Annotated in this window: 29 protein-coding genes and 1 riboswitch; of the genes, 19 read left to right on the top strand and 10 right to left on the bottom strand. The window is 58.0% G+C overall.

Features of this window, described 5'->3' with window-relative positions; all coding sequences use genetic code 11:
- Positions 1-144: 144 nt before the first annotated feature.
- From ispA to QWI18_RS15950, 4 genes are all read right to left on the bottom strand, one after another.
- A complete protein-coding gene (ispA, locus tag QWI18_RS15965) occupies positions 145-1,032 on the bottom strand; it encodes a (2E,6E)-farnesyl diphosphate synthase (protein WP_369319249.1) in 888 nt (295 codons plus the stop codon).
- Positions 1,029-1,271 carry an exodeoxyribonuclease VII small subunit gene (locus QWI18_RS15960; protein ID WP_062384761.1) on the bottom strand — a complete coding sequence of 81 codons (243 nt, stop codon included), beginning with the start codon at positions 1,269-1,271 and terminating at the stop codon, positions 1,029-1,031. The genes ispA and QWI18_RS15960 overlap by 4 nt, the downstream gene beginning before the upstream one ends.
- A 284-nt stretch (positions 1,272-1,555) precedes the next feature.
- Positions 1,556-2,740: an L-dopachrome tautomerase-related protein gene (locus QWI18_RS15955; RefSeq protein WP_369319248.1), complete on the bottom strand. Its 1,185-nt coding sequence runs from the start codon at positions 2,738-2,740 to the stop codon at positions 1,556-1,558.
- A 54-nt stretch (positions 2,741-2,794) separates the two neighbouring features.
- Positions 2,795-3,802 (bottom strand): zinc-binding alcohol dehydrogenase family protein, encoded by a 1,008-nt coding sequence (locus tag QWI18_RS15950; RefSeq protein ID WP_369319247.1) that lies wholly within the window; start codon positions 3,800-3,802, stop codon positions 2,795-2,797.
- A gap of 116 nt (positions 3,803-3,918) precedes the next feature.
- Between QWI18_RS15950 and QWI18_RS15945 the strand changes: the two genes are divergently transcribed.
- On the top strand, positions 3,919-4,824 hold the full coding sequence (locus tag QWI18_RS15945) for a LysR family transcriptional regulator (protein WP_192133474.1): 906 nt from the start codon (positions 3,919-3,921) through the stop codon (positions 4,822-4,824).
- Between the two features lie 204 nt (positions 4,825-5,028).
- On the opposite strand, the gene QWI18_RS15940 is transcribed toward QWI18_RS15945, so the two are convergent.
- A complete protein-coding gene (locus QWI18_RS15940; RefSeq protein ID WP_369319246.1) occupies positions 5,029-6,813 on the bottom strand; it encodes an IlvD/Edd family dehydratase in 1,785 nt (594 codons plus the stop codon).
- Between the two features lie 47 nt (positions 6,814-6,860).
- Complete coding sequence (locus QWI18_RS15935) at positions 6,861-8,036, bottom strand: fumarylacetoacetate hydrolase family protein (RefSeq protein ID WP_369319245.1); 1,176 nt, start codon at positions 8,034-8,036, stop codon at positions 6,861-6,863.
- A gap of 121 nt (positions 8,037-8,157) precedes the next feature.
- On the opposite strand from QWI18_RS15935, the gene QWI18_RS15930 reads away from it, so the two are divergent.
- The 10 genes from QWI18_RS15930 (at position 8,158) to QWI18_RS15885 (ending at position 16,521) form a co-directional block, all read left to right on the top strand.
- Complete coding sequence (locus tag QWI18_RS15930) at positions 8,158-9,099, top strand: LysR family transcriptional regulator (RefSeq protein ID WP_369319244.1); 942 nt, start codon at positions 8,158-8,160, stop codon at positions 9,097-9,099.
- A 134-nt stretch (positions 9,100-9,233) separates the two neighbouring features.
- A complete protein-coding gene (locus tag QWI18_RS15925) occupies positions 9,234-10,619 on the top strand; it encodes an MFS transporter (protein ID WP_369319243.1) in 1,386 nt (461 codons plus the stop codon).
- A gap of 127 nt (positions 10,620-10,746) precedes the next feature.
- Positions 10,747-11,499, top strand: a complete 753-nt coding sequence (locus QWI18_RS15920; RefSeq protein WP_369319242.1) for an Asp/Glu racemase — start codon at positions 10,747-10,749, stop codon at positions 11,497-11,499.
- A 58-nt stretch (positions 11,500-11,557) separates the two neighbouring features.
- Positions 11,558-12,439, top strand: a complete 882-nt coding sequence (locus QWI18_RS15915) for a LysR family transcriptional regulator (RefSeq protein ID WP_369319241.1) — start codon at positions 11,558-11,560, stop codon at positions 12,437-12,439.
- Positions 12,440-12,485: 46 nt separating this feature from the next.
- The gene (locus tag QWI18_RS15910) at positions 12,486-12,830 is read left to right on the top strand and encodes a hypothetical protein (RefSeq protein ID WP_369319240.1); all 345 of its coding nucleotides are present in this window, start codon (positions 12,486-12,488) and stop codon (positions 12,828-12,830) included.
- Positions 12,831-12,926: 96 nt separating this feature from the next.
- The gene (locus tag QWI18_RS15905) at positions 12,927-13,181 is read left to right on the top strand and encodes a hypothetical protein (protein ID WP_369319239.1); all 255 of its coding nucleotides are present in this window, start codon (positions 12,927-12,929) and stop codon (positions 13,179-13,181) included.
- A gap of 107 nt (positions 13,182-13,288) precedes the next feature.
- A complete protein-coding gene (locus QWI18_RS15900; protein ID WP_369319238.1) occupies positions 13,289-14,344 on the top strand; it encodes an ADP-ribosylglycohydrolase family protein in 1,056 nt (351 codons plus the stop codon).
- A gap of 262 nt (positions 14,345-14,606) precedes the next feature.
- Entirely contained in the window at positions 14,607-15,719 is a 1,113-nt protein-coding gene (locus QWI18_RS15895; RefSeq protein ID WP_369319237.1) for an endonuclease NucS domain-containing protein, read from the top strand.
- Between the two features lie 36 nt (positions 15,720-15,755).
- Positions 15,756-16,121: a hypothetical protein gene (locus tag QWI18_RS15890; protein ID WP_369319236.1), complete on the top strand. Its 366-nt coding sequence runs from the start codon at positions 15,756-15,758 to the stop codon at positions 16,119-16,121.
- Between the two features lie 67 nt (positions 16,122-16,188).
- Positions 16,189-16,521 carry a hypothetical protein gene (locus QWI18_RS15885; protein WP_369319235.1) on the top strand — a complete coding sequence of 111 codons (333 nt, stop codon included), beginning with the start codon at positions 16,189-16,191 and terminating at the stop codon, positions 16,519-16,521.
- A gap of 160 nt (positions 16,522-16,681) precedes the next feature.
- Here QWI18_RS15885 and QWI18_RS15880 read toward each other — a convergent pair whose 3' ends face one another.
- The gene (locus QWI18_RS15880) at positions 16,682-17,086 is read right to left on the bottom strand and encodes a hypothetical protein (RefSeq protein ID WP_369319234.1); all 405 of its coding nucleotides are present in this window, start codon (positions 17,084-17,086) and stop codon (positions 16,682-16,684) included.
- Between the two features lie 178 nt (positions 17,087-17,264).
- Positions 17,265-17,543 (bottom strand): hypothetical protein, encoded by a 279-nt coding sequence (locus tag QWI18_RS15875; protein ID WP_369319233.1) that lies wholly within the window; start codon positions 17,541-17,543, stop codon positions 17,265-17,267.
- 88 nt (positions 17,544-17,631) lie between these two features.
- On the opposite strand from QWI18_RS15875, the gene QWI18_RS15870 reads away from it, so the two are divergent.
- From QWI18_RS15870 to ppa, 8 genes are all read left to right on the top strand, one after another.
- Positions 17,632-17,955 (top strand): DUF190 domain-containing protein, encoded by a 324-nt coding sequence (locus QWI18_RS15870; RefSeq protein ID WP_012723172.1) that lies wholly within the window; start codon positions 17,632-17,634, stop codon positions 17,953-17,955.
- A gap of 95 nt (positions 17,956-18,050) precedes the next feature.
- Positions 18,051-18,123: riboswitch (Fluoride riboswitch) on the top strand.
- Positions 18,124-18,203: 80 nt separating this feature from the next.
- Complete coding sequence (locus tag QWI18_RS15865) at positions 18,204-19,550, top strand: voltage-gated chloride channel family protein (protein ID WP_012723171.1); 1,347 nt, start codon at positions 18,204-18,206, stop codon at positions 19,548-19,550.
- Positions 19,547-19,912, top strand: a complete 366-nt coding sequence (locus QWI18_RS15860; protein ID WP_012723170.1) for a hypothetical protein — start codon at positions 19,547-19,549, stop codon at positions 19,910-19,912. Before QWI18_RS15865 ends, QWI18_RS15860 begins: the two co-directional genes overlap by 4 nt.
- Positions 19,913-19,995: 83 nt before the next feature.
- Positions 19,996-20,319: a DUF190 domain-containing protein gene (locus QWI18_RS15855; protein ID WP_012723169.1), complete on the top strand. Its 324-nt coding sequence runs from the start codon at positions 19,996-19,998 to the stop codon at positions 20,317-20,319.
- Positions 20,320-20,361: 42 nt separating this feature from the next.
- Positions 20,362-20,628, top strand: coding sequence for a hypothetical protein (locus QWI18_RS15850; RefSeq protein ID WP_012723168.1), 267 nt, complete (start codon positions 20,362-20,364; stop codon positions 20,626-20,628).
- 103 nt (positions 20,629-20,731) lie between these two features.
- Positions 20,732-21,073 carry a hypothetical protein gene (locus QWI18_RS15845; RefSeq protein WP_032657050.1) on the top strand — a complete coding sequence of 114 codons (342 nt, stop codon included), beginning with the start codon at positions 20,732-20,734 and terminating at the stop codon, positions 21,071-21,073.
- Between the two features lie 73 nt (positions 21,074-21,146).
- Complete coding sequence (gene eno, locus QWI18_RS15840) at positions 21,147-22,430, top strand: phosphopyruvate hydratase (RefSeq protein ID WP_012723166.1); 1,284 nt, start codon at positions 21,147-21,149, stop codon at positions 22,428-22,430.
- A gap of 114 nt (positions 22,431-22,544) precedes the next feature.
- Positions 22,545-23,096 carry an inorganic diphosphatase gene (gene ppa, locus QWI18_RS15835; protein ID WP_012723165.1) on the top strand — a complete coding sequence of 184 codons (552 nt, stop codon included), beginning with the start codon at positions 22,545-22,547 and terminating at the stop codon, positions 23,094-23,096.
- A 131-nt stretch (positions 23,097-23,227) separates the two neighbouring features.
- On the opposite strand, the gene cydB is transcribed toward ppa, so the two are convergent.
- Both cydB and QWI18_RS15825 read right to left on the bottom strand, forming a co-directional pair.
- Positions 23,228-24,235, bottom strand: a complete 1,008-nt coding sequence (gene cydB / locus QWI18_RS15830; RefSeq protein ID WP_012723164.1) for a cytochrome d ubiquinol oxidase subunit II — start codon at positions 24,233-24,235, stop codon at positions 23,228-23,230.
- Between the two features lie 3 nt (positions 24,236-24,238).
- The gene (locus tag QWI18_RS15825) at positions 24,239-25,666 is read right to left on the bottom strand and encodes a cytochrome ubiquinol oxidase subunit I (RefSeq protein ID WP_012723163.1); all 1,428 of its coding nucleotides are present in this window, start codon (positions 25,664-25,666) and stop codon (positions 24,239-24,241) included.
- Between the last annotated feature and the right edge of the window lie 32 nt (positions 25,667-25,698).

Below are 25,698 nucleotides of genomic sequence, written 5' to 3'. Positions count from 1 at the left end.
TAAGTAAAAGAGGCGGCAGTTTACCTGATGCATTGCCGGCTGCGCACGATGTGCAGCAACGGGATGTTCAGGGGCAACGATTGCCGGCGAAATCAGGCAGCGGCAGCAAGGCTGCCGACACCCGGTAAGTTTTATGACCTGCGCTCAGTTGCGGCGTTCGACGATATAACGCGCCAAGGCTCGCAAGGGTTCGGCCGATGCGTCGTACGGTCGCAGGGCCACGAGGGCCTGGTCGCGCAACTCAAGTGCGTAATGTTTGGCTTCTTCCAGGCCCAGCAGCGCGGGGTAGGTCGGCTTGTCCCGGGCGATATCGGCGCCCTGGCGTTTGCCCAGCGTGGCGGTATCGCTCTCGACGTCGAGAATGTCGTCCTGCACCTGAAAGGCCAGGCCGATGGCGCGGGCGTAAATCTGCAGCGAATCGAGCTGGACCTGGGTTGCGTTGCCGCTGGCCAAGGCGCCGAGCCTGACGCTGGCTTCGATCAGTGCGCCGGTCTTGTGCCGGTGCATGAATTCCAGCGCCGTCTGGTCGAGCTTGAGTCCGACCGAGCCGAGATCAATGGCCTGTCCGCCGACCATGCCGGCAGGGCCGGATGCACGGGCGAGGGTGGCGACCATTTTCAGTCGGGTGTCGGCGTTCTGTGGGGTCAGTGCGTTATCGCTCAGTACGCTGAAGGCCAGGGTCTGCAGGCCGTCGCCGGCGAGAATCGCGCAGGCTTCGTCGAAGGCTTTGTGGGTCGTGGGCAGGCCGCGACGCAAATCGTCGTCGTCCATGGCCGGCAGGTCGTCGTGCACCAGCGAATACGCGTGGATCAATTCGACGGCGCAGGCTGCGCCGTTGGCGTGCTCGGCGTTGCCGCCCAAGGCTTCGCAGGCGGCGTAGACCAGCAGCGGGCGCACGCGCTTGCCGCCATTGGTGACGCTGTAGCGCATGGCGGCGTAAAGGCGGGTCAATTCAGGGGCGGGCGCATCGAACAGCGTCTCCAGCGCCGCATTTACGCGAGCCTGGCTGAGTGCCTGATACGCCGCGATCATTCCGGCTGTTCCGCGTCGAACGGCTCTTCGGCCAGTTCGCCGTCGCGCTCCAGCAAGACCTGCACCTTCTGCTCGGCCTGGGCCAGTGCGCTCTGGCACTCGCGGGTCAGGCGGATGCCTTGTTCGAAGGCGGTCAGTGAGTCTTCCAGCGACAGCTCACCGTTCTCCAGACGCTCGACGAGCGTTTGCAAATCCGTGAGGGACTGTTCGAAATCCAGTGCAGCTTTCTTGCGGGCCATGGCGGCTATCCCGGTAGACGTTAAACCGGCGCGACACTAGCAGAGCGCACGCATCGGGGCAAATGAGAAGGGGTACGCAGGTGACGGCTTGCAGTGCATCACTCCCACAAGAATTGCATCAGCCTCGCGGATGTTGGCCGCAGATGATGGAAGTGTGGGAGTCGAGCTTGCTCGCGAAGGGGGCCGCACATCGGCTCAATCTTCAGCGGCTGAAATACCGTCTTCGCGAGCAAGCTCACTCCTACAGGATCTGCGCTTTCGCGCGACTGACTATGCCTGCACGATCAACGCGTCGGCGCAGGCGCGGCGTCGATCTTCACCCGAAGCAGGCTGTAGGGCTTTTCGCGCAGGTCCTTGCCATCGTGGAAACCGGCCTGGCGCTGCAGCTGGTTGGCGGTGAAATACAGATACCCGTCCGGCCCCACCGACAACGTGTCCGGCCACAGCACGCGAGGGTCGTGAACGATGGTCTGCCAGCTGCCGTCCGCCAGACGTTTGCGGATGCCGTTGTGCTCGTAGTCGCCGGCGTAGACCGCGCCGTTGGCGTCTGCTTCCAGGCCGTCGGACGCGCCTTTTTCGCCGAGGTCTTTGACCGCTGCGTTCAGTTGAGCCTCGCTGACGTTGGCATCACGCAGCATGGTGGTGGGCACCGAATACAGGTGGCGGCTGGAAAGCGCGCTGAAATACAGCGTCTTGCCGTCAGGGGACAGCGCGATGCCATCAGACGCAACGGCCATGGTTTTCGGCTTGCCATCCGGACCTTTGGTGACCAGGGCGGCCTGGCCTTCGACCACCGTCTTGAAGTCAGGGTCGGCCGACGTGGATTTAGCGCCGCTCAAACGACGGGTCGCCTTGCCGCTGGCGATGTCCATGACGATGATCGCGCCGGGCCCGGAGACCGACGAATCTGTCACGTAAACCGTGCCTTCCTTACCTGCGCGGAAATCAAAACGCATGTCGTTGACGTAGGTGCTCGGCAGGATGACGTTGGCCGGGAAGACCAGGGTTTTGACCACTTTGTTACTGGCCAGATCAACCGCCACCAGCTTGGCGCCGCCGGCTTTTGGCGCGGCGAAATTCGGGGCGGCGGTGTCCAGCAGCCAGACGCGGCCCTGACCGTCGGCGACCACGCTCTGCACGCTGATCAGCCCTTTGGCCGGGTCTTTTGGGTCTTCTTTGTTGATGGCTGCATCGGGGTAGGCGACGACCTTGCCGTCACGAATTTCGCCCACGGTAAACGGCACGTCGTCACCCCAGTGCGGGTAGTTGACGAAGATGCGCCCGGTTTCCGTCACGGTCACGCCGGTGGGCATGGCATCGTGGAAGGCGAACACCTGCTCAAGCTGACCGATGGTTTTCTCCGCTGGTGCATCGGCGGGTAGTTCGGTGGCGGTCGTGGCTGCGATGCCGGTCTGGCTGATCAAAGCGACTGACAGGGCCAGCGCTGACAACATCATGTTCTGCTTCATGGACACAAACGGCTCCCGGCCTGCCGCAGCAGGCCCTTCAAAAAATGGACAGGGTTAGAAACCTTCGAGAACGATCTTGCCCTTGGCCTTGCCGCTCTCGATCACGGCGTGGGCGCGGCGCAGATTTTCGGCGTTGATCGCGCCGAAGTGCTCACCGAGGGTGGTCTTCAGCACGCCTTGGTCAATCAGGTCGGCGACGCGATTGAGCAGCTCATGCTGGGCGATCATGTCCGGGGTTTCGTAGAGCGAGCGGGTGAACATCAGTTCCCAGTGCAGCGACAGGGCCTTGCGTTTCATCGGGACGACGTCGAGGGATTTCGGGTCATCGATCAGCGCCAACTGGCCTTGCGGTTTCAGGGCCTCAATCAGCTGCGTGAAGTACGAGTCGGTGTGGGTCAGGCTGGCGACATGGCTCACCTGGCCAACGCCGATCTGATTCAGTTGCTCGACCAGCGGCTGGCTGTGATCGATGACGTGGTGGGCGCCCAGGCTTTCGACCCATTCGCGGGTTTCCGGACGCGACGCTGTACCGATCACGGTCAGCTTGGTCAGTTGGCGGGCCAGTTGCACCAGAATCGACCCGACGCCGCCACCGGCACCGATGATCAACAGGCTGTCACCTTCGCCGCCACCTTCTTTAACGCCCAGACGGTCAAAGAGCAATTCCCAGGCGGTGATCGAGGTCAGCGGCAGCGCGGCGGCGTGGGCGTTGTCGAGGCTCTTGGGTTTGTGCCCGACGATGCGCTCGTCGACGAGGTGGAATTCGCTGTAGCTGCCAGGACGGGCGATGGAGCCGGCGTAGAATACTTCTTCCCCGGCTTTGAACAGCGTGACGTCGCTGCCCGTTTCACGAACGACGCCGACGGCGTCCCAACCGACCACCTTGGGTTCGGTGGCGGCAGAGCCGGCGCGGATTTTGGTGTCGACCGGGTTCACCGAAATTGCTTTGACTTCGACCAGCAAATCCCGAGGGCCGGGCGTTGGCTTGGGCAGGTCCATGTCCAGCAGCGCGTTGGGGTCTTCAATGGGCAGACCGTGCTGGGTGAAGGCGATGGCTTTCATGGCGATCTCTCTAGTCAGTGGACAAAAGGTGGCTGAAACGTTGGACCCATCTTGTTCTTGTTCGTTGGGCAGAAAAACCCGCAGAATCCCCCAACACTTTCACGGCTGGAGTGAAAATGATCCGCATCGACGACCTGACCCTCTTCGTCCGCACCGCCGCGCTGGGTAGCTTTTCCAATGCTGCGCGGGAGGTGGATCTATTGCCGGGGCAAGTTGCGGCGGCCATCAAGCGCCTCGAACGAGAGCTGGATATCCGCCTGTTTGCCCGTTCGACGCGCAGCCTGCGCCTCACCGCTGAAGGCGAGCAGTACCTGCCGACCGCCCAGACGGTGCTCGATGCCTTACGGGATGGCCGGGAAAAGCTGCAGCGGGAAAGCGCTCAGCTGCAAGGTACGCTGCAAGTGGCGGCGCCTTCGGATCTGGGGCGAAACATGCTGCTGCCCTGGCTGACGGATTTTCGCAGTCAGCACCCGGCGCTGAATCTGCGCCTGTTTATCTCCGATCAAGTGGCCGATCTGTTTCGCGATCCGGTGGACGTTGCGATTCGCTACGGCGTGATCGAAGACGCTAACTACATCGCGTTGGCGCTGGCGCCGTGGAATCGCCGAGTGCTGGTGGCATCGCCCGAGTATCTGGCGCGCAAGGGCCGACCCGTGGTCTCCGACGACTTGCTGCGCCATGAGTGTTTGCTGTTCACGCTGGCGGGGCGGGTGTACGACAAATGGCGGCTCGGTGGCCGGGTGTTCTCGGTGTCAGGCCCGTTGCTCACCGATGACGCTGATCTGGTGAGACGCTGGGCGGTGGCGGGGCAGGGCGTGGCGTACAAGTCGTGGCTGGATGTCTGCGAGGACGTGCGCGCCGGGCGGCTGGAACTGTTGCTGCCGGATTACCCGGGCGAGCCGACCCCGCTCAACCTGGTCTGCCCGCACCGCAAACAGTTTTCCCCGGCGGTGCAACAGCTGCATTCGCTGTTGAAAAACCGCCTTGCCGGCATGGAAAAGGGGTTGCCGGCGTTGTTGTGAGTACTGCCCAACCCTCTGCGTCCATGGCGCAACTCTCGCCACAATGATGTCCCTGTAGGAGCGTGGCTTGTCCCGCGATCGGCTGCAAAGCAGCCGTAAATTGACTACCTCGGGAAACCTTCCACACCCAGATGACAGGTTTTGCGACGACTTCGTCGCCAATCGCGGGACAAGCCGCGCTCCTACAAGAGCGCGCGCGGCTGCTCAATGCGAATGCCGCGGCTCGCCGCTGCGTGCAATCACCCGCAAATGCAGCGTTGCCGGCTCCAGACATCCGCCAGTGGACAACTGCCCCACCAACTGCCGATACAGCTCCTGCCACGGGGTTTGGGAGGGGGGCATCTTCGGCTCGAACAGCGCGCGGCGTGCGGCCATTTCCTCGTCGCTGACCAGCACGTTGACGCTGCGGTTATTCAAATCCACGCGCAGCCGGTCGTTGGTTTTCAGCAGCGCCAGGCCACCGCCCACCGCTGCTTCTGGCGACATATTGAGGATTGAAGGGCTGGCCGAGGTGCCGCTCTGCCGGCCATCGCCCAGGCACGGCAGCGAATCGATGCCTTGTTTGATCAGCGCAGACGGCGGCGCCATGTTCACCACCTCGGCGCTGCCGGGATAACCGACCGTGCCAGCGCCACGGATCACCAGAATGCAGCGCTCGTCGATTTCCAGCGAAGGATCGTTGATCCGAGCGTGATAGTCCTCCGGGCCCTCGAACACGATCGCTCGCGCCTCGAAACTGTTCTCCGCGCCGGGCTCGGACAGGTAGGTCTTGCGGAACGCCTCGCCGACCACCGACATCTTCATGATCGCGCTGTCGAAAAAATTACCGCTCAACACGATAAAGCCCGCGCGGTGTTTGAGCGGGTCTTCGTACGGACGAATCACGTCGGTGTCGTGGGCGACGGCGTTGCGCACGATGTCACCGATGATTTTGCCGGAGACCGTATAGCAGTCTTCATGCAGCTTGCCCGCCTTCTGCAGCTCGTGCATCACCGCCGGCACGCCGCCTGCGCGGTGGAAGCCTTCGCCCAGATACTTCCCGGCCGGCATGCAATTGACCAGCAACGGCACGTCTTCGCCGATGCGCTGCCAGTCGTCGAGGCTTAACTCGACGCCCATATGCCGGGCGATGGCGATCAGGTGCGGCGGGCAGTTGCTTGAAGCGCCCAACGCCGAGGCGACCGCGATCGCGTTTTCAAAGGCTTCGCGGGTCATGATCTGCGAAGGGCGCACGTCTTCTCGGACCAGATCGCAGATGCGTTTGCCGGTCATGTACGCCATCTGCCCGCGCTCGCGGTACGCCGCCGGAATGCTCGCGCAACCGGGCAGCGACATGCCCAGTGCTTCGGCCAGCGCGTTCATCGAAAGCGCCGTGCCCATGGTGTTGCAGTGGCCGACCGACGGCGACGCGGCGGTGGTCATTTCCATGAAGCCTTCGTAATTAATCTCGCCGGCCGCCATTAAATTCCGCGCGTGCCACAGCACCGTGCCGGAACCGATCAATTCGCCCTTGTGACGACCGTCGAGCATCGGCCCGCCGGACAACACGATGGCCGGCAGGTCGGTGGTCGCCGCTGCCATCAGGCAAGCTGGCGTGGTTTTGTCGCAGCCGGTGGTCAGAACGACGCCATCCAGCGGGTAGCCGTGAAGAATTTCCACCAGCCCGAGGTACGCCAGGTTTCGGTCCAGGGCCGCGGTCGGCCGGCGCGTCTGCTCGGCCATCGGGTGCACCGGAAACTCCATCGGAATGCCGCCCGCATCGCGGATGCCGGCTTTGACCCGCTGGGCGAGCTCAAGGTGATGACGGTTGCAGGGCGCCAGATCAGAACCCGTCTGGGCGATGCCGATGATCGGTCGGCCCGATTGCAGCTCCTCGCGGGTCAGGCCGTAGTTCATGTAGCGCTCGACGTACAGCGCCGTCATGTCAGCGTGTTCCGGATCATCGAACCATTGCTGGCTGCGAAGGGGGCGTTTCGGCGTGTCGGACATGGTTCGGGTCTCTCTTGGAATTAGGTGTGCTGCGTAGGTGTTCAGCGTTACAACAAACCGCGCACGGCAAGATTGCGTATCAACGCGCCGACGCCGAACCTCCACGGCGCCGCGTCACTGCTGTGGGTCACCTCATTGTGCAGCCCGCCGAGCAGGCTGCTGCTGATACTGACCTGATCGCCCAACTTGTGGGTGAAACCGCCGCCGACATGGTCACGGTCGGCGGTCGGGGCGAAGAGGGTACCGAGAAACAGCAGGAAGCCGTCCGGGTATTGATGGTTGGCGTTGAGCGCCTGTCCAGCGATGTCGGCCGGATCACGACTGATCTGCGACATCGAACTTGAGCCTTTCATCACGTAGCCGTCATCGCCTTTTACCTGCAGATCGACCACGCAGTTGCGCACGTCGTCCAGGGAGAAGGTTTCGTCGAACAGCCGAATGAACGGGCCGATGGAGCACGAGGCGTTATTGTCCTTTGCCTTGCTCAGCAGCAGCGCGCTGCGGCCTTCGAAGTCACGCAGATTGACGTCGTTACCCAAGGTCGCGCCGTGGATGTGCCCGCGGCTGTTCACCGCCAGCACCACTTCCGGCTCGGGGTTATTCCACTCGGATTTCGGATGAATGCCCACCTGGCTGCCGCTGCCCACTGCCGCCAGCACCGGCGCTTTGGTGAAAATCTCGGCGTCCGGGCCGATGCCGACTTCAAGGTACTGCGACCACATGCCTTGCTCGATCAGCAGCGCCTTGAGTGTGCGGGCTTGTTCGGAGCCCGGTTTGATGTTGCGCAGGTTGTCGCCAATCGCGTTCTGCACGATGGCGCGCACGCTCTCCGCCTTGGCCGGGTCGCCCGCCGCTTGTTCCTCGATCACCCGTTCGATCATGCTCGCCGCGAAGGTGACGCCGGCGGCCTTGATCACTTGCAGGTCCGCCGGTGCCAGCAAGTGTGGTTTGTTCGGATCGGGCGTTGCGGTCGAATTCGCCAGCAATTCTTCGAGACTGGCGACGCGCGTACCCTGGGCTTCGCGAACGGCGGCCAATGGCGAGTCGACCTCCAGCAAGTCGCTCAACGTGGCGAAGCTCGACGAAAGATCGAACACCCCGTCGCCACGCACCACCACGGGCGACGGGCCGCCAACTTTACCGGGCACCCAGGCGCGGCCGATCAGCGTGCCATTCAGGCCGTCGGCGGGGAGGGTGTTTTCGGGAGTGAGCTGAATCGGCATGGTGAAGTCCTCAACGCTTTTTATGATTTATCAACGACCCTAATCAGCGCCGTCGATAAACTCCAATGACATCTGCTCAAGAATCGATAACATTGGGTTATCGCTTATTGAGGCCGCGCTCATGTCGGACATTTCATTTTCCACGGTCTGTAACTGGCTCAAGTTCAAGCATCTGGTGCTCATCGAAACCCTCGCGCGCACTCGCAACATGCACGCGGCGGCGCAACACATGAATCTCAGCCAACCGGCGGTGAGCAAAATGCTGCGCGAGATCGAGCGGCTGCTGGGCTTTGATGTGTTCGAGCGTCTGCCGCGGAACATGCCGCCGACCGCCCTCGGTGAACACGTGGTGCGCTATGCGCAGATCGCCCTGAACGACGCGAGCAAGTTCGTTGATCAGATCAGCAGTCTGCGCGAGGGCGGGCATGGTTTCCTGAAGGTGGGGGCGATCTTCGCGGCGACCGCGGTGGTGCTGCCGGAAGCCATCGTGCAGTTGAAAGCGCGCTGGCCGCTGCTGTCGATCGAGGTGGTTGAGCAGACCAGCGACCATTTAATGGAAATGCTCGACGACAAGAAGCTTGATCTCGCGGTGGCGCGCTACACCAACGAAAACCAACAGCAGGTGTATGACTTTAAGGCGCTGGCGCCGGAGCCATTCTGCATGGTCGTCAACAGTCGTCACCCGCTGATCGAATTGCCGCAGACGCCGCTGCAAGCGCTCGGAAACTGGCCATGGATTCTGTATCCGCTGGGCACGCCCATTCGCGCACGGATGGAGCAGGCCTTCGCCAAAGCCGGCATCCCCACCCCAAAGAACACCATCGACACCATCTCCATGCAGACCTTTCTCCAGGTGCTGCAGGCAGGGCCGATGATCGCCATGTTGCCAGCCTCGATGGCGCAGCCGCATCTGGATTCCGGTTTGCTGAAAGTGCTGAACACGCCGCTGAAACTGGCGCCCCAGGATTACGGAATTCTCACCCGCCGTGGTGAGCCGTTACTCGGCGCTGCATCGGAATTTGCCGAGATCCTGCTGGCAAATGCAAGGCTGGCCCATCAATAGGCGATAACGCAGCGTTATCAATCAATGGAAACAAGTCATTATCCTAATCAATGCCGTTGTCAGTACCATCGGCCCGTGTTTCGACCCTCACATAACAACAATACAGGCGCCCTCGAGTGCCTGGAGGTCCCACCATGGAAACCGTTTCCCAGCGCCTGCCCGAGTCCTCGGGTCCCGGGCACGCCAACTTTGAAGACCGCACCTACCGCAAAGTCATTCTGCGCATCCTTCCCGTCCTGCTCCTGTGTTACATGGCGGCCTACCTCGACCGCGTGAACATCGGCTTCGCCAAGCTGGACATGCTCAACGACCTGCAATTCAGCAACACCATCTATGCCCTCGGCGCGAGCATGTTCTTCTGGGGCTATTTCCTCTTCGAAGTCCCGAGCAACCTGTTGCTGCATCGCTTCGGCGCAAGGTTCTGGATCGCCCGTATCATGCTCACCTGGGCCATCGTGTCCATGGCCGTCGCGTTTACCGTGCCGCTGGCGAAGTTTTTCCACATCGAGTCGGAGACCATGTTCTACGTGCTGCGCTTCTTGCTCGGCATCTGTGAGGCAGGCTTCTTTCCCGGCGTCATCCTTTACCTCAACTACTGGTTTCCTACCCGTCGGCAAAGCCGGGTGATGGCAGGTTTCCTAATGGCGATGCCGATCAGTCTGACGCTGGGCGGTGTGATTTCCGGCTGGCTGATGACCCGAATGCAGGGCGTCAACGGCATGGCCGGCTGGCAATGGCTGCTGATCATCGAAGGCCTGCCTTCGGTGGTGATGGCATTCGTGGTGCTGGCGTTCATGGCCAATAACATCGACGCGGCCAAATGGCTGTCGCCCCAGGAAAAGGCCATGCTCAAGGCCAATCTGGAGAATGACAGCAAAGGCAAGGCGACGAATTTGCGCGAGGTGTTTTTCAACGGACGCGTATGGCTGCTGGTGCTGATCCTGCTGACGTTCAACACCGGGTTCTACGGGCTGGCGTTCTGGATGCCGTCGATCATCAAAAGCGCCGGCGTCTCCAACCCGATGGACATTGGCCTGCTGACGGCCATTCCCTATGGCATCGCGGTGATCGCCATGACCCTCAACGCGCGGCATTCCAACAAGACCGGCGAGCGCCGCTGGCACGCAGCGATTCCGGCGATCATCGGCGGCATCGGCTTGATCCTCAGCGCCTACTTCGCCAGCAACGTGGTGCTGTCGATCATCTTCCTCAGCGTGTCCGCGTCCGGCGTGCTGAGCCTGATGCCGATCTACTGGACCCTCCCGGGCACCGTTCTGTCCGGCGTCGCGGCCGCTGCGGGGATCGGCATGATCAACGCCATCGGCAACCTGTCAGGCTTCACCGGTTCGATGATCACCGCCGTCGCCGAGAACCTCACCGGCAACATCAACAACGGCACCTACGTGCTGGGCGCCTGCTTGTTCATCAGCGCCGGACTGATTCTGTCGATCCCTCGGGCGATGCTGGGCAATCACAAGGCCGAAGCGCCTGCGCGAGGCGAGGTGCTTTCTCACGCGTAGACGAGAATCAGGGCCTGCCATCGCCAGCCGCGATGGCAGGCTCGCCATTGCCTGATATACGCCGCTCACGGTCACTCCTAGCATCGGTCGCACATGACCTCGCCGTCGGCGAAATGGAGAAGACCTTGTGAGAAATTTCCGGATTGGCCAGATCGTCCCCAGCTCCAACACCACCATGGAAACCGAGATCCCGGCGATGCTCACGTCGCGGTACTCCCTGTTTCCGGACGAGCGCTTCACCTTCCACTCCTCCCGCATGCGCATGATGAAAGTCAGCCCCGAAGAACTGAAGAAGATGGACATCGACAGCGACCGCTGCGCGCTGGAATTGAGCGATGCGCGGGTCGATGTCATGGCGTATGCCTGCCTGGTGGCAATCATGTGCCAGGGCGCCGGCTACCATAACGTCTCCCAGGAGCGCTTGAGCAAAACCGTCGCCACCAACGCCTCCGACGCACCGGTGCTCAGCTCGGCCGGCGCGCTGATCGACAGCCTGCAGATGCTCGACTACAAGAAAGTGTCGATCATCACGCCCTACATGAAGCCACTCACCCAACAGGTCATCGACTACATCGAAGCGGCCGGAATCGAGGTGGTGGACGCCATCAGCCTGGAAGTCTCCGACAACCTGCAAGTCGGTCGCCTCGACCCGATGGATCTGGTTTCCCACGCCGACCGGCTCAACATCGGGCAAGCCGATGGCGTGGTGCTGTCGTGCTGCGTGCAGATGCCGTCGCTGCCCGCCATCCAGGTCGTACAGGATCGGCTGGATAAGCCGGTGTTGTCCGCGTCCGTGGCGACCGTCTACCAGATGCTTAAAACCCTCGGCCTCAAAGCGCAGGTTCCCAACGCCGGCCATCTGTTATCCGGAGCGTTCTGAGGCGATGCCTGACGGGGTACTATGGCGGCCACTCAGGCCAGCACGCCCGGTACCCCACATGAAACTCGACCCTGTCTCGCTGCGCCTCTTCGTCAGCGTCGTCGAAGAAGGCACCATCGCTGCCGCCGCCAAGCGCGAACACATCGCAGCGGCGGCCGTCAGCAAGCGGCTCAGCGAACTGGAAGAGCTGCTCGACTCGCGACTGCTCACCCGCACCAACAAAGGCATCACGCCGACCGACGCCGGCCTGTCGCTGTTGTTCATGGCCCGCAGCGCACTGAACAACCTCAACGACATCGTCCTGCAGATGCGCGACTACTCCAACGGCACGCGCGGCTCGGTGCACGTGCTGGCGAACATCTCCGCGATCACCCAATTCATGCCCGGCTTGATCAAGTCGTTCATGGCGCTGTACCCGCTCATCAACATCGTCCTAGAAGAACAACAAAGCCTGGCGATCACCAAAGCCGTCGCCGAAAACCGCGCCGAGATCGGCATATTCACGCGCTTGCCCCATGGCGCCGACATCGAGGTCTTCCCGTTCCGCACTGATCGCCTCGTATTGATCGTGCCCAACGACCACCCGCTGGCAGGCCGCGAATCAGTGCGCTTCAGCGACACCCTCGACCACGAATACGTCGCCCTGCGCAGCGGCACCCACCTGAATTTCCAACTGATCAAAGCCGCCAATGACCTCGGCCGCTCCCTGAGAATCCGCATGGAGGTCGCCAGCTATGACGCTTTGAGCCTGATGGTTCAGGCCGGCGTCGGCATCGGCATCATGCCCGAGGGCAGCGTAGGGATTTACCGAATGGACGGCGCGAAAGTGGTTCAGCTGGAAGAGGAATGGGCCAGTCGCGAACTCAACGTTTGCGTGAGGTCGCGGGAAGGGTTGTCGGTGGCGGGGGCGTTGTTTTTGCGGCATGTGTTGGCGGGGTGAGGTTGATCGCCGTTATCCTCGACTATCGCCGAATGGACCCTATGACATGCTGATTTTTGATTGCACCCAGCACGCCGCTGATTTCTTCTCCAAGAAAGTGAAGGGCAAGATCATCAGCGTTGTGCAGCCCGCCGCCGCTGCCCAATCGCTGGAAGCGGACAGCGCAGCCCACGAGCGAGTGGATCGCTGGCAACTGCACGTCACCAAATTCGGCAGGACCCATGTCCTGCTCGCCATGAAAGTCGACACGCGCTACGCGATGATGTTTGTGGGTCTGAAACCCAACGACGTGCAGGGTTTTCTGCAGCAGTTCAACGCTCGATACCTTCTTGAAATGCTTGTGTTGGCGGGTAATGTTCGCGGGCAAATTCCGCCTCAGGCTGAGCTCTAGCGACACGTCGACGTGTGGGAAGAAAGCCTCCAACCCGTACATTTTTTCAAGCGTAGCGACCGAAGCGTTCAGGCGCATATCAATGATGTGCTCTACATGGCTGCATACGATGCCTACGAAGGAGAAGGGCTGCCAGTTGAGGCGCCGGATCTCATCGCTTTCGGTGAGGTGCCCAACGGGATGTTTCGAACAATCAGGGGCGGGGATTACTTCATTCCGGCTGAGCTGGAGCTGAAGCAGGCTTTTCCGAGGTTCGGAATGGTGATGACCGAGGTGGAGATTTCGGAGGGGTATAAGAGCTGGAGGTCACGTCGACGTGAGCACGATCTTGGGCCTGAATTTGAGGATTAACACATAGAAGATCAGGCCTTCGCGTGCAAGAAGAGCCTATGTTGAGCCACTTGAAAGAACGCTCGAATCGCTCAAAACCATGATGCAGCCAGTGTAAGGAAGCACAGATGAACAGACTTGAACGGATCAAAGGCTGCCTGCTCGGCGGCGCGGTGGGCGATGCGCTGGGTGCGCCGGTTGAATTTCTCAAATGGAACGACATCCGCGCCACGTTCGGTGCGCGTGGCATCGTCGATTTCGCCCCGGCTTACGGCCGCGTGGGCGCCATCACCGACGACACGCAAATGATGCTCTTCACCGCTGAAGGCCTGCTGCGCGCCCATGTGCGCGGTATCTCCCGCGGTATTTGCCACATACCCGGCGTCATCCACCATGCGTTGCTGCGCTGGTTGATGACTCAGGACTATTCGCCTGCCATCACAAGCGTCAGCCTGGATGGCTGGCTGGTGAAGGAGCGCGAGTTGTGGTCCCGCCGCGCGCCCGGCCTCACCTGTCTAAGCGCATTGAAGGCCAGTACGGAATTTGGCTCTTTCGCCCAAAACGACAGCAAAGGCTGTGGCGCCGTCATGCGCGTTGCGCCGTGCGCGTTCTTCCGCAACGGCTTTGACAACGCCGCTGACTCCGGCCGTCTGACCCACGGTCACCCGACGGGCTACATGGCGGGCGGTATTTTCGCCGACATTCTCCAGCGCATCGTCGACCGCCAAGACAGTCTGGATGACGCCATAGCCAAAAGTCTGGCCGAGCACGGGGACAAACCTGGAATGGAGGAAACCCGAGCGATCGTCGAGCGCGTGCTCTTCTTTAGCTACGAAGGCCACCGCCCAGCCCCCGAGCGGATCGACGAACTGGGCGGCGGATGGATCGCGGAGGAAGCCTTGGCCATTGGCATCTGGTGCGCACTGACTGCGACATCGTTTGAAGACGGCGTGATCAATGCCGTGAACCACAGCGGCGACAGTGACAGCACCGGGCTGATTGCTGGGCATATGCTGGGTATTCAGCACGGCTTGGAGGCGATCCCGGATCGTTGGCTTGCGCCGCTTGAATTGCGGGAAGTGATTGAGGCGGTGGCGGATGATATGGAGCGGGTGCCGAGGGTGTTTACGGGGTATGGCGGGGAGTTTGATGACGAGATTTGGAAGCGGTATCCGGGTGGGTGATAAGCCTCGGTGTTCTGTTGATGGACCGGCCATCGCGGGCGATCAATTTGGTCAGCGGTTGCTGACCAAATGTAAGCGCTCGATATCGCTGGCATTCAATATATTTCGGCTGATCCCGAATGCTGTGCTCCCGATGTAACTCTGCCCGGTAGGATGGGTTTTATGACGTGTATTGGCAAATTAACGCGAATCGTCGTTATCCTCGGTCCTCGCTCAGCGAACTACCTCAAGCGTGGTTTTTTCAATACAGAAGGATCTAACTTTGCCAATCAAAACGGATATTTGGACCGTAGACGCTGCGCCCACCAAGCTTGTACCGAGCCGATTGCCAAGCGAGCAGTTTCTCGAAGACATGATCGTGAATGCGCCAGACATCCTCTCGGACGAGTGGATGCTCATCGGACGGCAAGAAAGTACCGGCATGGGCGGAAGAATCGACCTGCTTGCAGTCGCTCCGGACGGTGCGCTAGTGCTGATTGAGCTCAAACGGGATCGTACTCCTCGTGAGGTCGTTGCACAGGCGCTTGATTACGCCGTCTGGATTGAAAAGTTACGCAGCGACGAAATCGAATTGATCTACAAACGTTTCCGGCCGGGACGCAGCTTGGGCGATGACTTCCGTCAGCGATTTGGGCGCATGCTGGGTGAAGGCGATCTGAACAACAGCCATCAGTTGATCATTGTCGCCACAGAACTGGATGCAAGCAGCGAGCGCATCGTTTCCTACCTAAGCGAGCGAGACATCCCGATCAACGTCCTGTGCTTTCAGATCTTTCAAGCTGGCGAGCGTCAACTGCTCAGCCGGTCGTGGCTGCTCGATCCTGCGCAGACTCAGGTCAATGCAGCATCAACGGGCGAGTCTCAAAACGAACCGTGGAACGGCGAGTTCTATTGCTCGTACGGGGTATCAACAGCGCGATCGTGGGATGACGCTGTCGAGTTCGGGTTCATCTCTGGGGGCGGCGGAAGTTGGTACAGCAAAACCTTGCGGGTACTTGCACCAGGCGACCGCGTTTGGGTGAACGTTCCGCAGCAAGGTTACGTCGGCGTATGCCGGGTCGCCGCCGCGGCTGCGCCCGCTAGCGCGTTTACAGTCATGAGGGATGGCGTCGACGTCCCGGTACTGGAAGCGGTGACACGCGGCAGTTATCACGCTGAGTTTTTTGATGACCTGGAACGGTGCGAGTATTTCGTTGGCGTTGAATGGTTACAGACGGTCCCGCTTTCGCAGGCCGTGCGGGAAGTTGGATTCTTTGGTAATCAGAACACGATCTGCCGTCCTAGTACCCCGAAGTGGCGGTGGACGGTAGAGCGATTGAAAACCTTTTTTCAAAGGTGTGATGAGGGAGGCCTGGGCAGTGGTGAGTCCCGTTAACTGGGTTGCTGCTGAATCGGTCTTATGAGGCGGCTCATGAGTAGCTACATGCATCTGCACAGCTTTATGTACGAGGTCGGCGAAGGCGTTGGCGAATTTTTATTAGCTGAAGAAAAGGCAGCGTTCCAACCGCTTAATCTTCCAGAGATCGTAAGAAAATCTTTTGGTAAAGGCGGGATCGTGGAGCTTGTCCACGCCGTAATTCTGAAGCGGCAGATTAGGTCCTACATTAGACGACACATGACCGATGACGGGTTGGCGTATGTGTACCCTCCGTTCGGCCAGGAAACGTCCTTCGCAGAAGACTATTTTGAAGGTGATCTATACGATTTCCTGTCTAGCGTCTTGGTCTTGCTGGATGCCGAAATCAAGGTGAGGCGAGGAAGGCTCCTTCGGCTCTAATCGTGCCGTTGACAGGCTATTTATTTATCCAAGGCTGAATATGCGATACACATACCTATCTGGATTCATGTTTTCTGTCGGCGATGCCGTAGGCGAGTTTCTAACCGAGGAGGAAAAGACAGAATTCGAACCCCTCACGCTGCCCCAGATAGTCAGCGAATACATCGGCGACGGCTTTCTGGATTTGCTGCATGCGATCTTGTTCAAAAGGCAAATAAAAGTCTATATCCGAAGGCATATGACGCCCGAAGGGTTGGAGTACGTCGACCCTCCGTTTGGTCAAGATACTTCCTTCGCCGAAGACTACTTCGAAGGCGATTTGTATGTATTCCTGACCACCGTATGCGCATTGCTCGACGGCGAAATCAAAACCCGAAGAAAAAAACTTTTCGGATTCTGATTGGGAGATATGCATCCTCAAGCCTCTACTGGATCGTCTGTCGCAACGCTTCGCGGGTCAAGAAGTGCTACGGTAGTCGCCTGTATCCAGCCCAGCCGACTTCAAAATCTTCAGAATCACCAGCGCATACGCTCGGCGCTTCGTCTTATTGTCCAACAGCTTAAGCGATAGCTCCTCGTGGTCGGTCAGGGCGTCCAATACCGGGTCCAGTCAGTAGCAGCTTTTGCCTTTTTTGCAACAACTGCCTGACGTTGCAACTCGCTTCTGTCAAAGATTTTTTAAGGTGGCGCGAGATAACCGATTTGTCTCGCGCAAACAGCGCGTGTACTCCAGAGAATAGCTTGTTGAGTGTGCCGACGCAGGGCATGTTAATCAGCGCGTCGTCCGGATGACGATCAAGTTCCTTGATCGCTATCAGGATGCCGAAACCCTCCATCGCGTGGCTGCCGGGGTAAATGACGTTGAAGGTCCGCATGATCGTCGGCAGCCCGCCGACGCTGGCGAACAACGCTAGCTGAAAGTGGCGCCAGAAGCGCGAAGTCTGGATGTCCTGAAGGATGGTCATCACATGCCCAGCTCGTCGTACACCTTCGCGCATATTGATGCGGGCCCTGCGAATCGGTATGGCATAGGTTTGCAATGACGTAAGGAAGGTTCAGTTCGAGAATGATCTCGATTTCATAAGCGAGAAATGAATCGCCGTCGCCGTCTTTGGGTCGGCGCATCTTTGCGACCCAGAAAAATCACTTGCTTGGTGTTGTTGATACGCTTGCGCGCAGCCGGCGTTTGATGGTCTGTGGCGAACTGCTGTCCCGCGCTTCAATCAAGTCATATGCATTAAAGAAGTTGGAATCGATATTCTCATTTTTCTTCGAGGCCTCCATCAGCGGGTAGTACTCATGACGACCTCCCTGTATTGAAGGTGCTGTCGCTTCGTTGATTACTGGGCAATTGCATGAACTTGACCAGCCATTTGCATTCGACTTGACCAGTCGTTTGCATCCGACTTGACCAGTGCGCATGATGCCAGTGTGAATCCTGCCCGGGTGGCAATGACGGCTGCCGGGCTTCTGTCCTATCAAATAATCAGCACGCGCTTAGGAGAGGAACATGAAAGGTTTTCTGGTCACTTTCTTTACTCAACAGAATCGTCGCTATCAGGGAAAGATGCTCGGCGACTGGATCGTTGATTTGGCGAAAGAAATGGGACTGCGGGGTGCGACTCTGTCCACAGGTATCGAAGGCTTTGGGCATACCGGCCGGCTGCATTCCTCGCATTTTTTTGAACTAGCGGATCAGCCTACCGAAATTCGTATGGCCATTACCGAGGACGAATCTGTGCAGTTATTCAAGCGATTGGAGCTTGAAGATATCTCGTTATTTTACATAAAAACCCCAGTTGAGATGGGCTTCGCCGGAACAGAAGTCACCTAGTCTGGCCTGCTTTCATAAGCGGTGACTCGAAGACGCCTACGCTTGCCTCGTGCTCCGAAACACGATTTTACATTTTGGACAGAGCTCGCTAAGATCGGCTCATTGGAGATGGCATTCCTCCATTAACCAACCGCTGTGCCCGTAGCAGCTGATGATGCCTACAGAAACCTGATCAACCAGGTCTGTAGGCGTTCGCGCCCAGAATCCCCTTTTTGGTCAGGCCCACTTACATTTTTGTGGCTGGCCAAATGTCTAAATTTCGACGACCTGAACAACTCGACTTACTGCCCTATATTGCGAAATGGCTTGCGCTTGCTGGTCTTGTAGCTCTTTTGGCAGGCTCTGCCTCTGCGTTATTCCTCCTTTCTTTGGATCATGCCACCCAGTGGCGAGAAGCCCATCCCTGGGTGCTCTGGCTCCTGCCAGTTGCTGGCTTTGCCGTGGGACTTGCGTATCACCTGATAGGCAAACCAGTTGATGCCGGAAACAACCTGATCATCGATGAGATCCACGATCCTAAAAAGACTATTCCCTTGCGCATGGTGCCGATGGTGCTAATCGGAACCGTGGTTTCCCACCTCTTCGGTGCATCTGTGGGACGTGAGGGAACGGCGGTGCAGATGGGCGGCGCTCTTGCGGATCAATTGACGCATGTCTTTCGGCTACGCCGCGAAGATCGCCGGGTGATTCTCATGGCCGGTATCAGTGCTGGCTTTGCGTCCGTCTTCGGCACCCCTCTTGCCGGGGCTTTGTTCGGACTTGAAGTGTTGGCCATCGGACGCATGCGTTACGACGCGCTTTTCCCTTGCGTGGTTGCGGCAATCGTTGCTGACCAGGTGGGGAAAGCCTGGGGAGTGGTTCATACGCATTACGTCATTGGCGAAGTGGTTCCCGTGCAGCTCTGGAGCGTCATGGCTGTGGTCGCCGCTGGGATTATCTTCGGCCTCACTGGCCTGCTATTCGCGACGACCACCCATAAGCTAGGGGCTTTCGTTAAACGACTTATCTCCTATTCGCCATTACGACCATTCGCCGGCGGCCTTCTGATCGCAGTGGCAGTGTGGGCGCTTGGTAGCAACCATTACACCGATGTCGATAAGTACATCGGACTGGGGATTCCGAGCATCGTCCAATCCTTTCAAATGCCAATGGCTCCTTGGGACTGGCTTGGAAAGATGTTGTTCACCGTTGTCTCCCTGGGGACTGGATTCAAGGGCGGCGAAGTCACTCCGCTGTTTTACATTGGAGCCACCTTGGGGAACGCGCTAGCGCCCCTCTTACATCTTCCCTTCGGCATGCTGGCTGGTATCGGTTTTGTCGCTGTCTTCGCTGGTGCAGCTAATACGCCACTGGCAACCATTGTCATGGCCATGGAGCTCTTCGGGCCTGAAATTGCTCCGCTTGCAGCCATTGCCTGTATCGCAAGTTACCTCGTATCCGGGCATACCGGGATCTATCACGCCCAGCGCGTCGGTCACAGCAAGCATCACCGTCCTCTGCCGAAGGAAATCCGGCTCTCCGATATCAAGCAATTTCATGCTCAAAGTGAATCCGCCAGCGAGCGCAAAGTGACTTTTATTGGGGAAGAGAAATGACCGAACATCGCCAAGATCGCCTGACAGCTTTGCAGCTCTATTTCCCTGGCGCTAGTCGGGCTCGAGTTACAAATTTCTGGCATCACCTGAGTGCGCCCGCACTTGCCCAACACCTTCTTAAAGTCGCGCAGAAAGCCAAGATTGATCAGGTCATGCTCAAACCGATTTCTGCGGGCTATTTGACGGGCCATCGCATTTCCCATCATCACCCGGAGCTTGGTGATATGCGTCATCCGCAGTGTCTGGAATTGCTGGATACAGAGGTCAAGCTGCGCACCTTCCTGCGCGACCACGCTGACGAGTTGCGCAAGGTGCGAGCAGTTCTTCTCTTATGCGAGTTACCGCTCAGTGAAGCCTTGTAATTCAGTTCGAAGAAACAGTTCGCAAATGAAGAGGCATAGCCGACTAACCGTTGGTCGCTCTCGCCACATTAGAGGATGTTGCCATGAATGGCTTTCAACTGACGTTTTTCACTGAACAGAGTACCAACTACCAGCATCTTCCACTCGGGGAGTGGCTGGTTGAGTTCGCCAAACGAGAGGGCATGTTGGGAGCGACGCTGGTGAGCGGTACGGAAGGCCTGGATCATTTAGGACATTTGCATACCGCGCATTTCCTCAGCGGTGCTGATCATCCGGTCACAGTGACGATATCCACTGATGAGCCCGGGTGCGAGAAGTTGCTGGAAGCATTGGCCAAGGAGGCGTTTTCGCTGAGCTTTATCAAATTGCCCATCGAGTACGGTCGAGTGGGCCAGGCGAAAAGCTGAAAACCACGGTTTGTTGGACAACCAGTAAAAAGGATAAACGCCATGTACCGAATTTATAACCTGCGTCCACAGCCAGCCCCCGTCAACTGGGCTCGTGACAACAGGCCGCTCCTCGTAGGACTGGTTTTTTGGGCGCTTTTTTTGGCGGGCATTGCAGGCAGCCAAAAGGTATCGAGCGAGGGTTGGTACATCGTCACCTCGCTCGAAGGCGCCTTGGTCACGATGCGCATGCCCAGTGAGAAATCCTGCAAGGCAGACGTGACCATCACCTGCGTACCTGGCTACGAGCTGAGAGCACAGCAACGTTGAACGTTACGAGCGCGATGGTGGTGGGCAATCCAAAGATGAGATTGCGAAATGGAACTCACCGACGTCGGCTCATCAAAACCACTTTAGAGAAATGGGATACCACATGAGCGCAGTGATGCTGAGCATCGTATTCGGGCTTGTGATGGGCAGGCTTTTTACAGGATCCGTCTATGAATTCGTCGCGCTTTTCATCGTAAGCATTGGAGTGTCGTTGCTGACGTTTCATCTGCTAGATCAAAGGCGGGCCATGCTACAAGCCCAGACTGCGTACTGCTGTTCTGTGATGGTTGCGTCAAACCAAATGCTGGAGCTTTTCCAGATGGCAAAGGGAGGGCAATTCATGCCCTTGGTGGGAGAGATTCCTGAGCTAATTATTGGAGGCTTCTTGGTTCCCGCAATTGCGGTGTCGGCAGTGCAGCTGTTCAGAATACTCATGGAGAGCTGACTTCCGAAATCGAGGCCTCTCGACTTATTCACATGGTTAATGACGTTCCCGAATCGTCCCTTGGAGAAAATCAATGAAAACGCAAATCCAGGCTATTCATGCACGTGAAATTCTCGATTCACGCGGTAACCCTACCGTTGAAGTCGACGTCACCTTGGAGTGCGGAACACTGGGCCGGGCTTCAGTCCCGTCCGGTGCCTCTACAGGCGCTCACGAAGCTGTTGAGTTGCGTGACCATGATCCAAAGAGGTATTCCGGCAGAGGAGTGTTAAAGGCCGTTAGCAATGTGAATACCGAAATACTTGAGTCTCTGAGAGGCCAGGATGCAGTTGACCAGGAACAGATTGATCATCTGATGATTAAGCTGGATGGAACACCTGATAAGTCTAGGCTTGGAGGAAACGCCATCTTGGGCGTCAGCCTCGCCGTAGCCAGAGCGTCGGCTTCTGCGATGAAAGTGCCCTTGTTCCAATATCTGGGCGGCGAGCAAGCAGCAAGAATGCCCGTCCCAATGTTCAATATTCTCAATGGCGGTGTTCACGCAAACTGGCAAGGCCCTGACTTCCAAGAATTTATGATTGCACCTACAGGGGCTGGCAGTTTCAAGGAAGCCTTGCGTTGGGGCGCTGAGGTGTACCACGAGCTGAAAGCGGTGCTTAAGGACGCCGGCTACTCAACAGCGGTCGGAGATGAAGGCGGCTTTGCGCCGACGCTCAAGAAAAACTCAGATGCCATTGAGCTGATCATTAAGGCAATTGAAAGGGCCGGTTATACCCCTGGATCTCAGATCGAGATCGCTATCGACCCAGCATCCAGCGGTTTCTATGAGAACGGTCTTTACCATCTGCGCTCTGAAGGTCGTAAGGTCGATGCTCAAGAGCTGATTAGTCTCTATTCCTCCTGGGTCGACAAGTACCCGATTGCGGTACTGGAAGATGGCCTCGCGGAAGACGATTGGTCGGGCTGGAAGCAATTGAATGCTGCGCTGGGTAACCGGATCGAGTTGGTTGGAGATGACCTGTTTGTCACCAACGTCGAACGGATTCAACGAGGCATCAAAGAAAACGTCGCCAATGCTGTACTGATTAAACCCAATCAAATCGGAACCCTGACTGAGACCAAAGCCGCCATCGTAATGGCTTACGGGGCAAATTGGGGAGCTATGGTTTCTCATCGTAGCGGGGAGACTGTAGACAGCTTCATCGCAGATCTGACTGTTGCCATGGGTACTGGCCATCTCAAGACGGGCGCTCCATGTCGAGGGGAGCGGGTCGAGAAATACAATCAGTTTCTGAGAATAGAAGAGCATCTTGGCAGCCATGCGTTTTATGCAGGACATGATGCATTCGTGCGCTGACGGCCTATAGCCGGTAAACCTGTTGTACTGGTTACCGTAAAAAACGAACCACATATCGCTGTTGGCAAAAACGTCAGTGGCATTGGCCTTTCCTAGACGCTTGGAGATATGAGCATGAGCTACACGGATATTCCAGCTGGTAACGCGATCCCCGATGACTTCTTCACCGTTATCGAGATTCCTGCAAACCACTCGCCGATCAAGTACGAGGTGGACAAGCCGAGTGGACAAATTTTCGTAGACCGCTTTCTCAGCACGCCCATGTTCTATCCGGCCAACTACGGGTTCATTCCAAATACGTTGAGCGATGACGGAGACCCGTTGGACGTCTTGGTGATTTGCCCTTACCCGGTATCGCCTGGCGTTGTCATTCGTAGTCGCCCGGTTGGCGTGATGTACATGACGGACGAAGCTGGAGCGGATGCCAAGGTGATCGCGGTGCCTCATGAAAAACTAAGCTCTGTGTACAGCAACATAAAGGAATTCTCTGACCTCCCTGCATTACTCCTCGCACAGATCCAGCACTTCTTCGAAAGCTACAAGGCATTGGAGCCGGGTAAGTGGGTAAAGATGGGCCGTTGGGGGAGCGCAGATGAGGCCCGAGAAGAGATTCGCAAATCGGTAGCTACGTATAAACCAAAAAAGGGGGACCACTCGCCACATTAAAGGATGTGGCCACCTGTGTACCGAGCTACGCTCCAAGCACTGCAATAATGTCACTGATGGCGAAGTAACCCAAGGACTGCATTCCTGAACGGACTAGAGATTCCCGAGGCATTTAAAGGGTGTCAGTTCACTCAATGATAGCCTGCCTGATCGTTAACCTTTCCTCGGAACACGGAGTAGCTCCAAATGGTGTAGCCCAGAATGATCGGGATAATGAGCAGAGCACCTACAAGCATAAAACCTTGGCTTTGCGGGGGGGCTGCGGCATCCCAGATCGACGTCAACGGTGGGACGATGTTCGGCCACAGGCTGATGCCGAGGCCGCTGTAACCCAGAAAGATCAATACCAGGGTCAAGATAAAAGGCGCGTAGTGAGCACTGCTCGCCACGGCCCTGAACAACCCCCACATAGTCACCAACACTAGGACTGGCACCGGCAGGAACCAGAACAGGTTCGGTAGGCAGAACCAGCGTGCAGCGATATCGCCATGGGCGAGCGGCGTCCATAAGCTGACCACGGCGATCACAGCCAGCAGTGCCAACGTCAAAGGACGGGCCAGGTTATGCATGGCTTTTTGCAGCACGCCTTCAGTTTTCATGATCAGCCAGGTGCAGCCAAGCAAGGCATACGCAACTATCAGCGCAGCGCCGCAGAACAGACTGAACGGCGTCAGCCAGTCTAGGCCGCCCCCGGCGTACTGGCGATCGACCACCGGGAGGCCGTCGATGTAGGCGCCCAACGCCACGCCCTGGAAGAAGGTCGCCACCAGGGAGCCGCCGATAAAGGCCTTGTCCCAGATGTGGCGCTTCTCGTCAGTGGCCTTGAAACGGAACTCGAAGGCCACGCCGCGGAAAATCAGCCCGAACAGCATGAAAATCAGCGGCAGGTACAGGGCCGACAGGACCACCGAATAGGCCAGCGGGAAGGCGCCGAACAACGCCGCGCCGCCAAGCACGAGCCAGGTTTCGTTGCCGTCCCAGACAGGCGCGACCGTGTTCATCATTACGTCGCGATCGCCCGAGCCCTTCATGAAAGGAAAAAGAATGCCAATCCCTAGGTCAAAGCCGTCCATAATTACGTACATCATGATGCCGAAGATGATGATCACGGCCCAAATCAGCGGAAGATCAATGCCCATGAGTCAATGCCCCTTGTGATGGCTATCAGCATCGCCACCGTGGGCGGCAGATAGAGGACGGGCAGGTGTTCGCAGATGGCCAGGCCCACCGTGGCTAAGCGCGTCGCCTTCGTGATTTTGGGGTCCTTTACGTACCAGGCGCATCATGTAGCCCAAGCCGGTTCCGAAAAGCGCGAAATAAACCAGGACAAACAGCACTAAGGTAATGCTCATCTGCGCCACGCTATGGTTCGACGAAGCATCGGCAGTGCGCAGCAGTCCATACACTACCCAAGGCTGACGACCGATTTCAGTGGTAAACCAGCCGGCCAATAGGGCGATCAGCCCTGACGGCCCCATAAGCATCAGGAAGTATAAGAACGAGCGGCACCGGTAGAGCGTGCCGCGCTTTCGCAACCATAGACTCCACAGTCCAGTGAAAATCATCAGCATTCCCAAGCCAACCATGATACGGAACGACCAGAACACGATAGTCGAGTTGGGGCGATCCTCCGGCGCAAAGGATGCCAAGGCAGGAATCTGACGATCCAGGCTGTGGGTAAGGATCAAACTGCCCAAGTAGGGAATCTCGACGGAAAACCGGGTCTTCTCAGCCTTCATATCGGGCCAGCCAAACAGGATCAACGGCGTCGGCTCATTGCCCACGTTTTCCCAGTGGCCCTCTATTGCCGCAATTTTTGCCGGCTGATGCTCCAAAGTGTTCAACCCGTGAGCATCGCCCACCACGGCTTGTATCGGCGCCACAATCAACGCCATCCACATCGCCATTGATAACATTCGACGGACGGCCGGGTTATCGCGACCTCCCAACAGGTGCCAGGCTGCTGAAGCGCCGACAAAGAACGCCGTTGCCACGAAGGCAGCAATCGACATGTGCACCAGGCGGTAAGGAAAAGACGGATTGAAGATAATCTTCAGCCAGTCCATCGGAATCACTTGACCATGATCAATTTTGAAGCCCTGTGGGGTTTGCATCCAGCTATTAGAGGCGAGAATCCAGAACGAGGAAACCAAGGTGCCAACGGCCACCATCACGGTAGAAAAGAAATGTAGGCCACGGCCGACTCTACTCCAACCAAAAAGCATCACACCCAAGAATCCAGCTTCAAGAAAGAAAGCCGTCAGTACCTCGTAGGTCAGTAGGGTCCCCGTTATAGGGCCGGCGAAATACGAAAATCTGCTCCAATTGGTACCGAACTCATACGCCATGACCAATCCTGACACCACACCCATACCGAAGTTGACTGCGAAGATTTTGATCCAAAAGTGGTATAAGGTCCGATAGGTATTGTCATGCGTCCTCAACCAAAGACCTTCCAACACTGCTAGATAAGCAGCCAGCCCGACGGTAACTGCCGGGAACAGGATGTGGAATGAAACGGTGAAAGCGAACTGCATTCGCGCGAGGTCAAGAGCTTGAAGATCGAACATATCGTGGCCTCCTAATGGCAATTTCGTATCAA

It is taken from the genome of Pseudomonas sp. W2Oct36, from assembly GCF_041060465.1.
Taxonomy (GTDB): Bacteria; Pseudomonadota; Gammaproteobacteria; order Pseudomonadales; family Pseudomonadaceae; genus Aquipseudomonas; species Aquipseudomonas graminis_B.
The sequence above is the reverse complement of the archived record's forward strand: the minus strand, read 5'-3'. Positions and strand labels throughout refer to the sequence as shown.

Excerpts from the sequence above, each read along its gene's own strand:
- ispA (WP_369319249.1), bottom strand. The coding sequence starts at position 1,032 with ATGATCGCGGCGTATCAGGCACTCAGCCAGGCTCGCGTAAATGCGGCG.
- QWI18_RS15960 (WP_062384761.1), bottom strand. The coding sequence starts at position 1,271 with ATGGCCCGCAAGAAAGCTGCACTGGATTTCGAACAGTCCCTCACGGAT.
- QWI18_RS15955 (WP_369319248.1), bottom strand. The coding sequence starts at position 2,740 with ATGAAGCAGAACATGATGTTGTCAGCGCTGGCCCTGTCAGTCGCTTTG.
- QWI18_RS15950 (WP_369319247.1), bottom strand. The coding sequence starts at position 3,802 with ATGAAAGCCATCGCCTTCACCCAGCACGGTCTGCCCATTGAAGACCCC.
- QWI18_RS15945 (WP_192133474.1), top strand. The coding sequence starts at position 3,919 with ATGATCCGCATCGACGACCTGACCCTCTTCGTCCGCACCGCCGCGCTG.
- QWI18_RS15940 (WP_369319246.1), bottom strand. The coding sequence starts at position 6,813 with ATGTCCGACACGCCGAAACGCCCCCTTCGCAGCCAGCAATGGTTCGAT.
- QWI18_RS15935 (WP_369319245.1), bottom strand. The coding sequence starts at position 8,036 with ATGCCGATTCAGCTCACTCCCGAAAACACCCTCCCCGCCGACGGCCTG.
- QWI18_RS15930 (WP_369319244.1), top strand. The coding sequence starts at position 8,158 with ATGTCGGACATTTCATTTTCCACGGTCTGTAACTGGCTCAAGTTCAAG.
- QWI18_RS15925 (WP_369319243.1), top strand. The coding sequence starts at position 9,234 with ATGGAAACCGTTTCCCAGCGCCTGCCCGAGTCCTCGGGTCCCGGGCAC.
- QWI18_RS15915 (WP_369319241.1), top strand. The coding sequence starts at position 11,558 with ATGAAACTCGACCCTGTCTCGCTGCGCCTCTTCGTCAGCGTCGTCGAA.
- QWI18_RS15910 (WP_369319240.1), top strand. The coding sequence starts at position 12,486 with ATGCTGATTTTTGATTGCACCCAGCACGCCGCTGATTTCTTCTCCAAG.
- QWI18_RS15905 (WP_369319239.1), top strand. The coding sequence starts at position 12,927 with ATGGCTGCATACGATGCCTACGAAGGAGAAGGGCTGCCAGTTGAGGCG.
- QWI18_RS15900 (WP_369319238.1), top strand. The coding sequence starts at position 13,289 with ATGAACAGACTTGAACGGATCAAAGGCTGCCTGCTCGGCGGCGCGGTG.
- QWI18_RS15890 (WP_369319236.1), top strand. The coding sequence starts at position 15,756 with ATGAGTAGCTACATGCATCTGCACAGCTTTATGTACGAGGTCGGCGAA.
- QWI18_RS15885 (WP_369319235.1), top strand. The coding sequence starts at position 16,189 with ATGTTTTCTGTCGGCGATGCCGTAGGCGAGTTTCTAACCGAGGAGGAA.
- QWI18_RS15880 (WP_369319234.1), bottom strand. The coding sequence starts at position 17,086 with ATGACCATCCTTCAGGACATCCAGACTTCGCGCTTCTGGCGCCACTTT.
- QWI18_RS15875 (WP_369319233.1), bottom strand. The coding sequence starts at position 17,543 with ATGCGCACTGGTCAAGTCGGATGCAAACGACTGGTCAAGTCGAATGCA.
- QWI18_RS15870 (WP_012723172.1), top strand. The coding sequence starts at position 17,632 with ATGAAAGGTTTTCTGGTCACTTTCTTTACTCAACAGAATCGTCGCTAT.
- QWI18_RS15865 (WP_012723171.1), top strand. The coding sequence starts at position 18,204 with ATGTCTAAATTTCGACGACCTGAACAACTCGACTTACTGCCCTATATT.
- QWI18_RS15860 (WP_012723170.1), top strand. The coding sequence starts at position 19,547 with ATGACCGAACATCGCCAAGATCGCCTGACAGCTTTGCAGCTCTATTTC.
- QWI18_RS15855 (WP_012723169.1), top strand. The coding sequence starts at position 19,996 with ATGAATGGCTTTCAACTGACGTTTTTCACTGAACAGAGTACCAACTAC.
- QWI18_RS15850 (WP_012723168.1), top strand. The coding sequence starts at position 20,362 with ATGTACCGAATTTATAACCTGCGTCCACAGCCAGCCCCCGTCAACTGG.
- QWI18_RS15845 (WP_032657050.1), top strand. The coding sequence starts at position 20,732 with ATGAGCGCAGTGATGCTGAGCATCGTATTCGGGCTTGTGATGGGCAGG.
- eno (WP_012723166.1), top strand. The coding sequence starts at position 21,147 with ATGAAAACGCAAATCCAGGCTATTCATGCACGTGAAATTCTCGATTCA.
- ppa (WP_012723165.1), top strand. The coding sequence starts at position 22,545 with ATGAGCTACACGGATATTCCAGCTGGTAACGCGATCCCCGATGACTTC.
- cydB (WP_012723164.1), bottom strand. The coding sequence starts at position 24,235 with ATGGGCATTGATCTTCCGCTGATTTGGGCCGTGATCATCATCTTCGGC.
- QWI18_RS15825 (WP_012723163.1), bottom strand. The coding sequence starts at position 25,666 with ATGTTCGATCTTCAAGCTCTTGACCTCGCGCGAATGCAGTTCGCTTTC.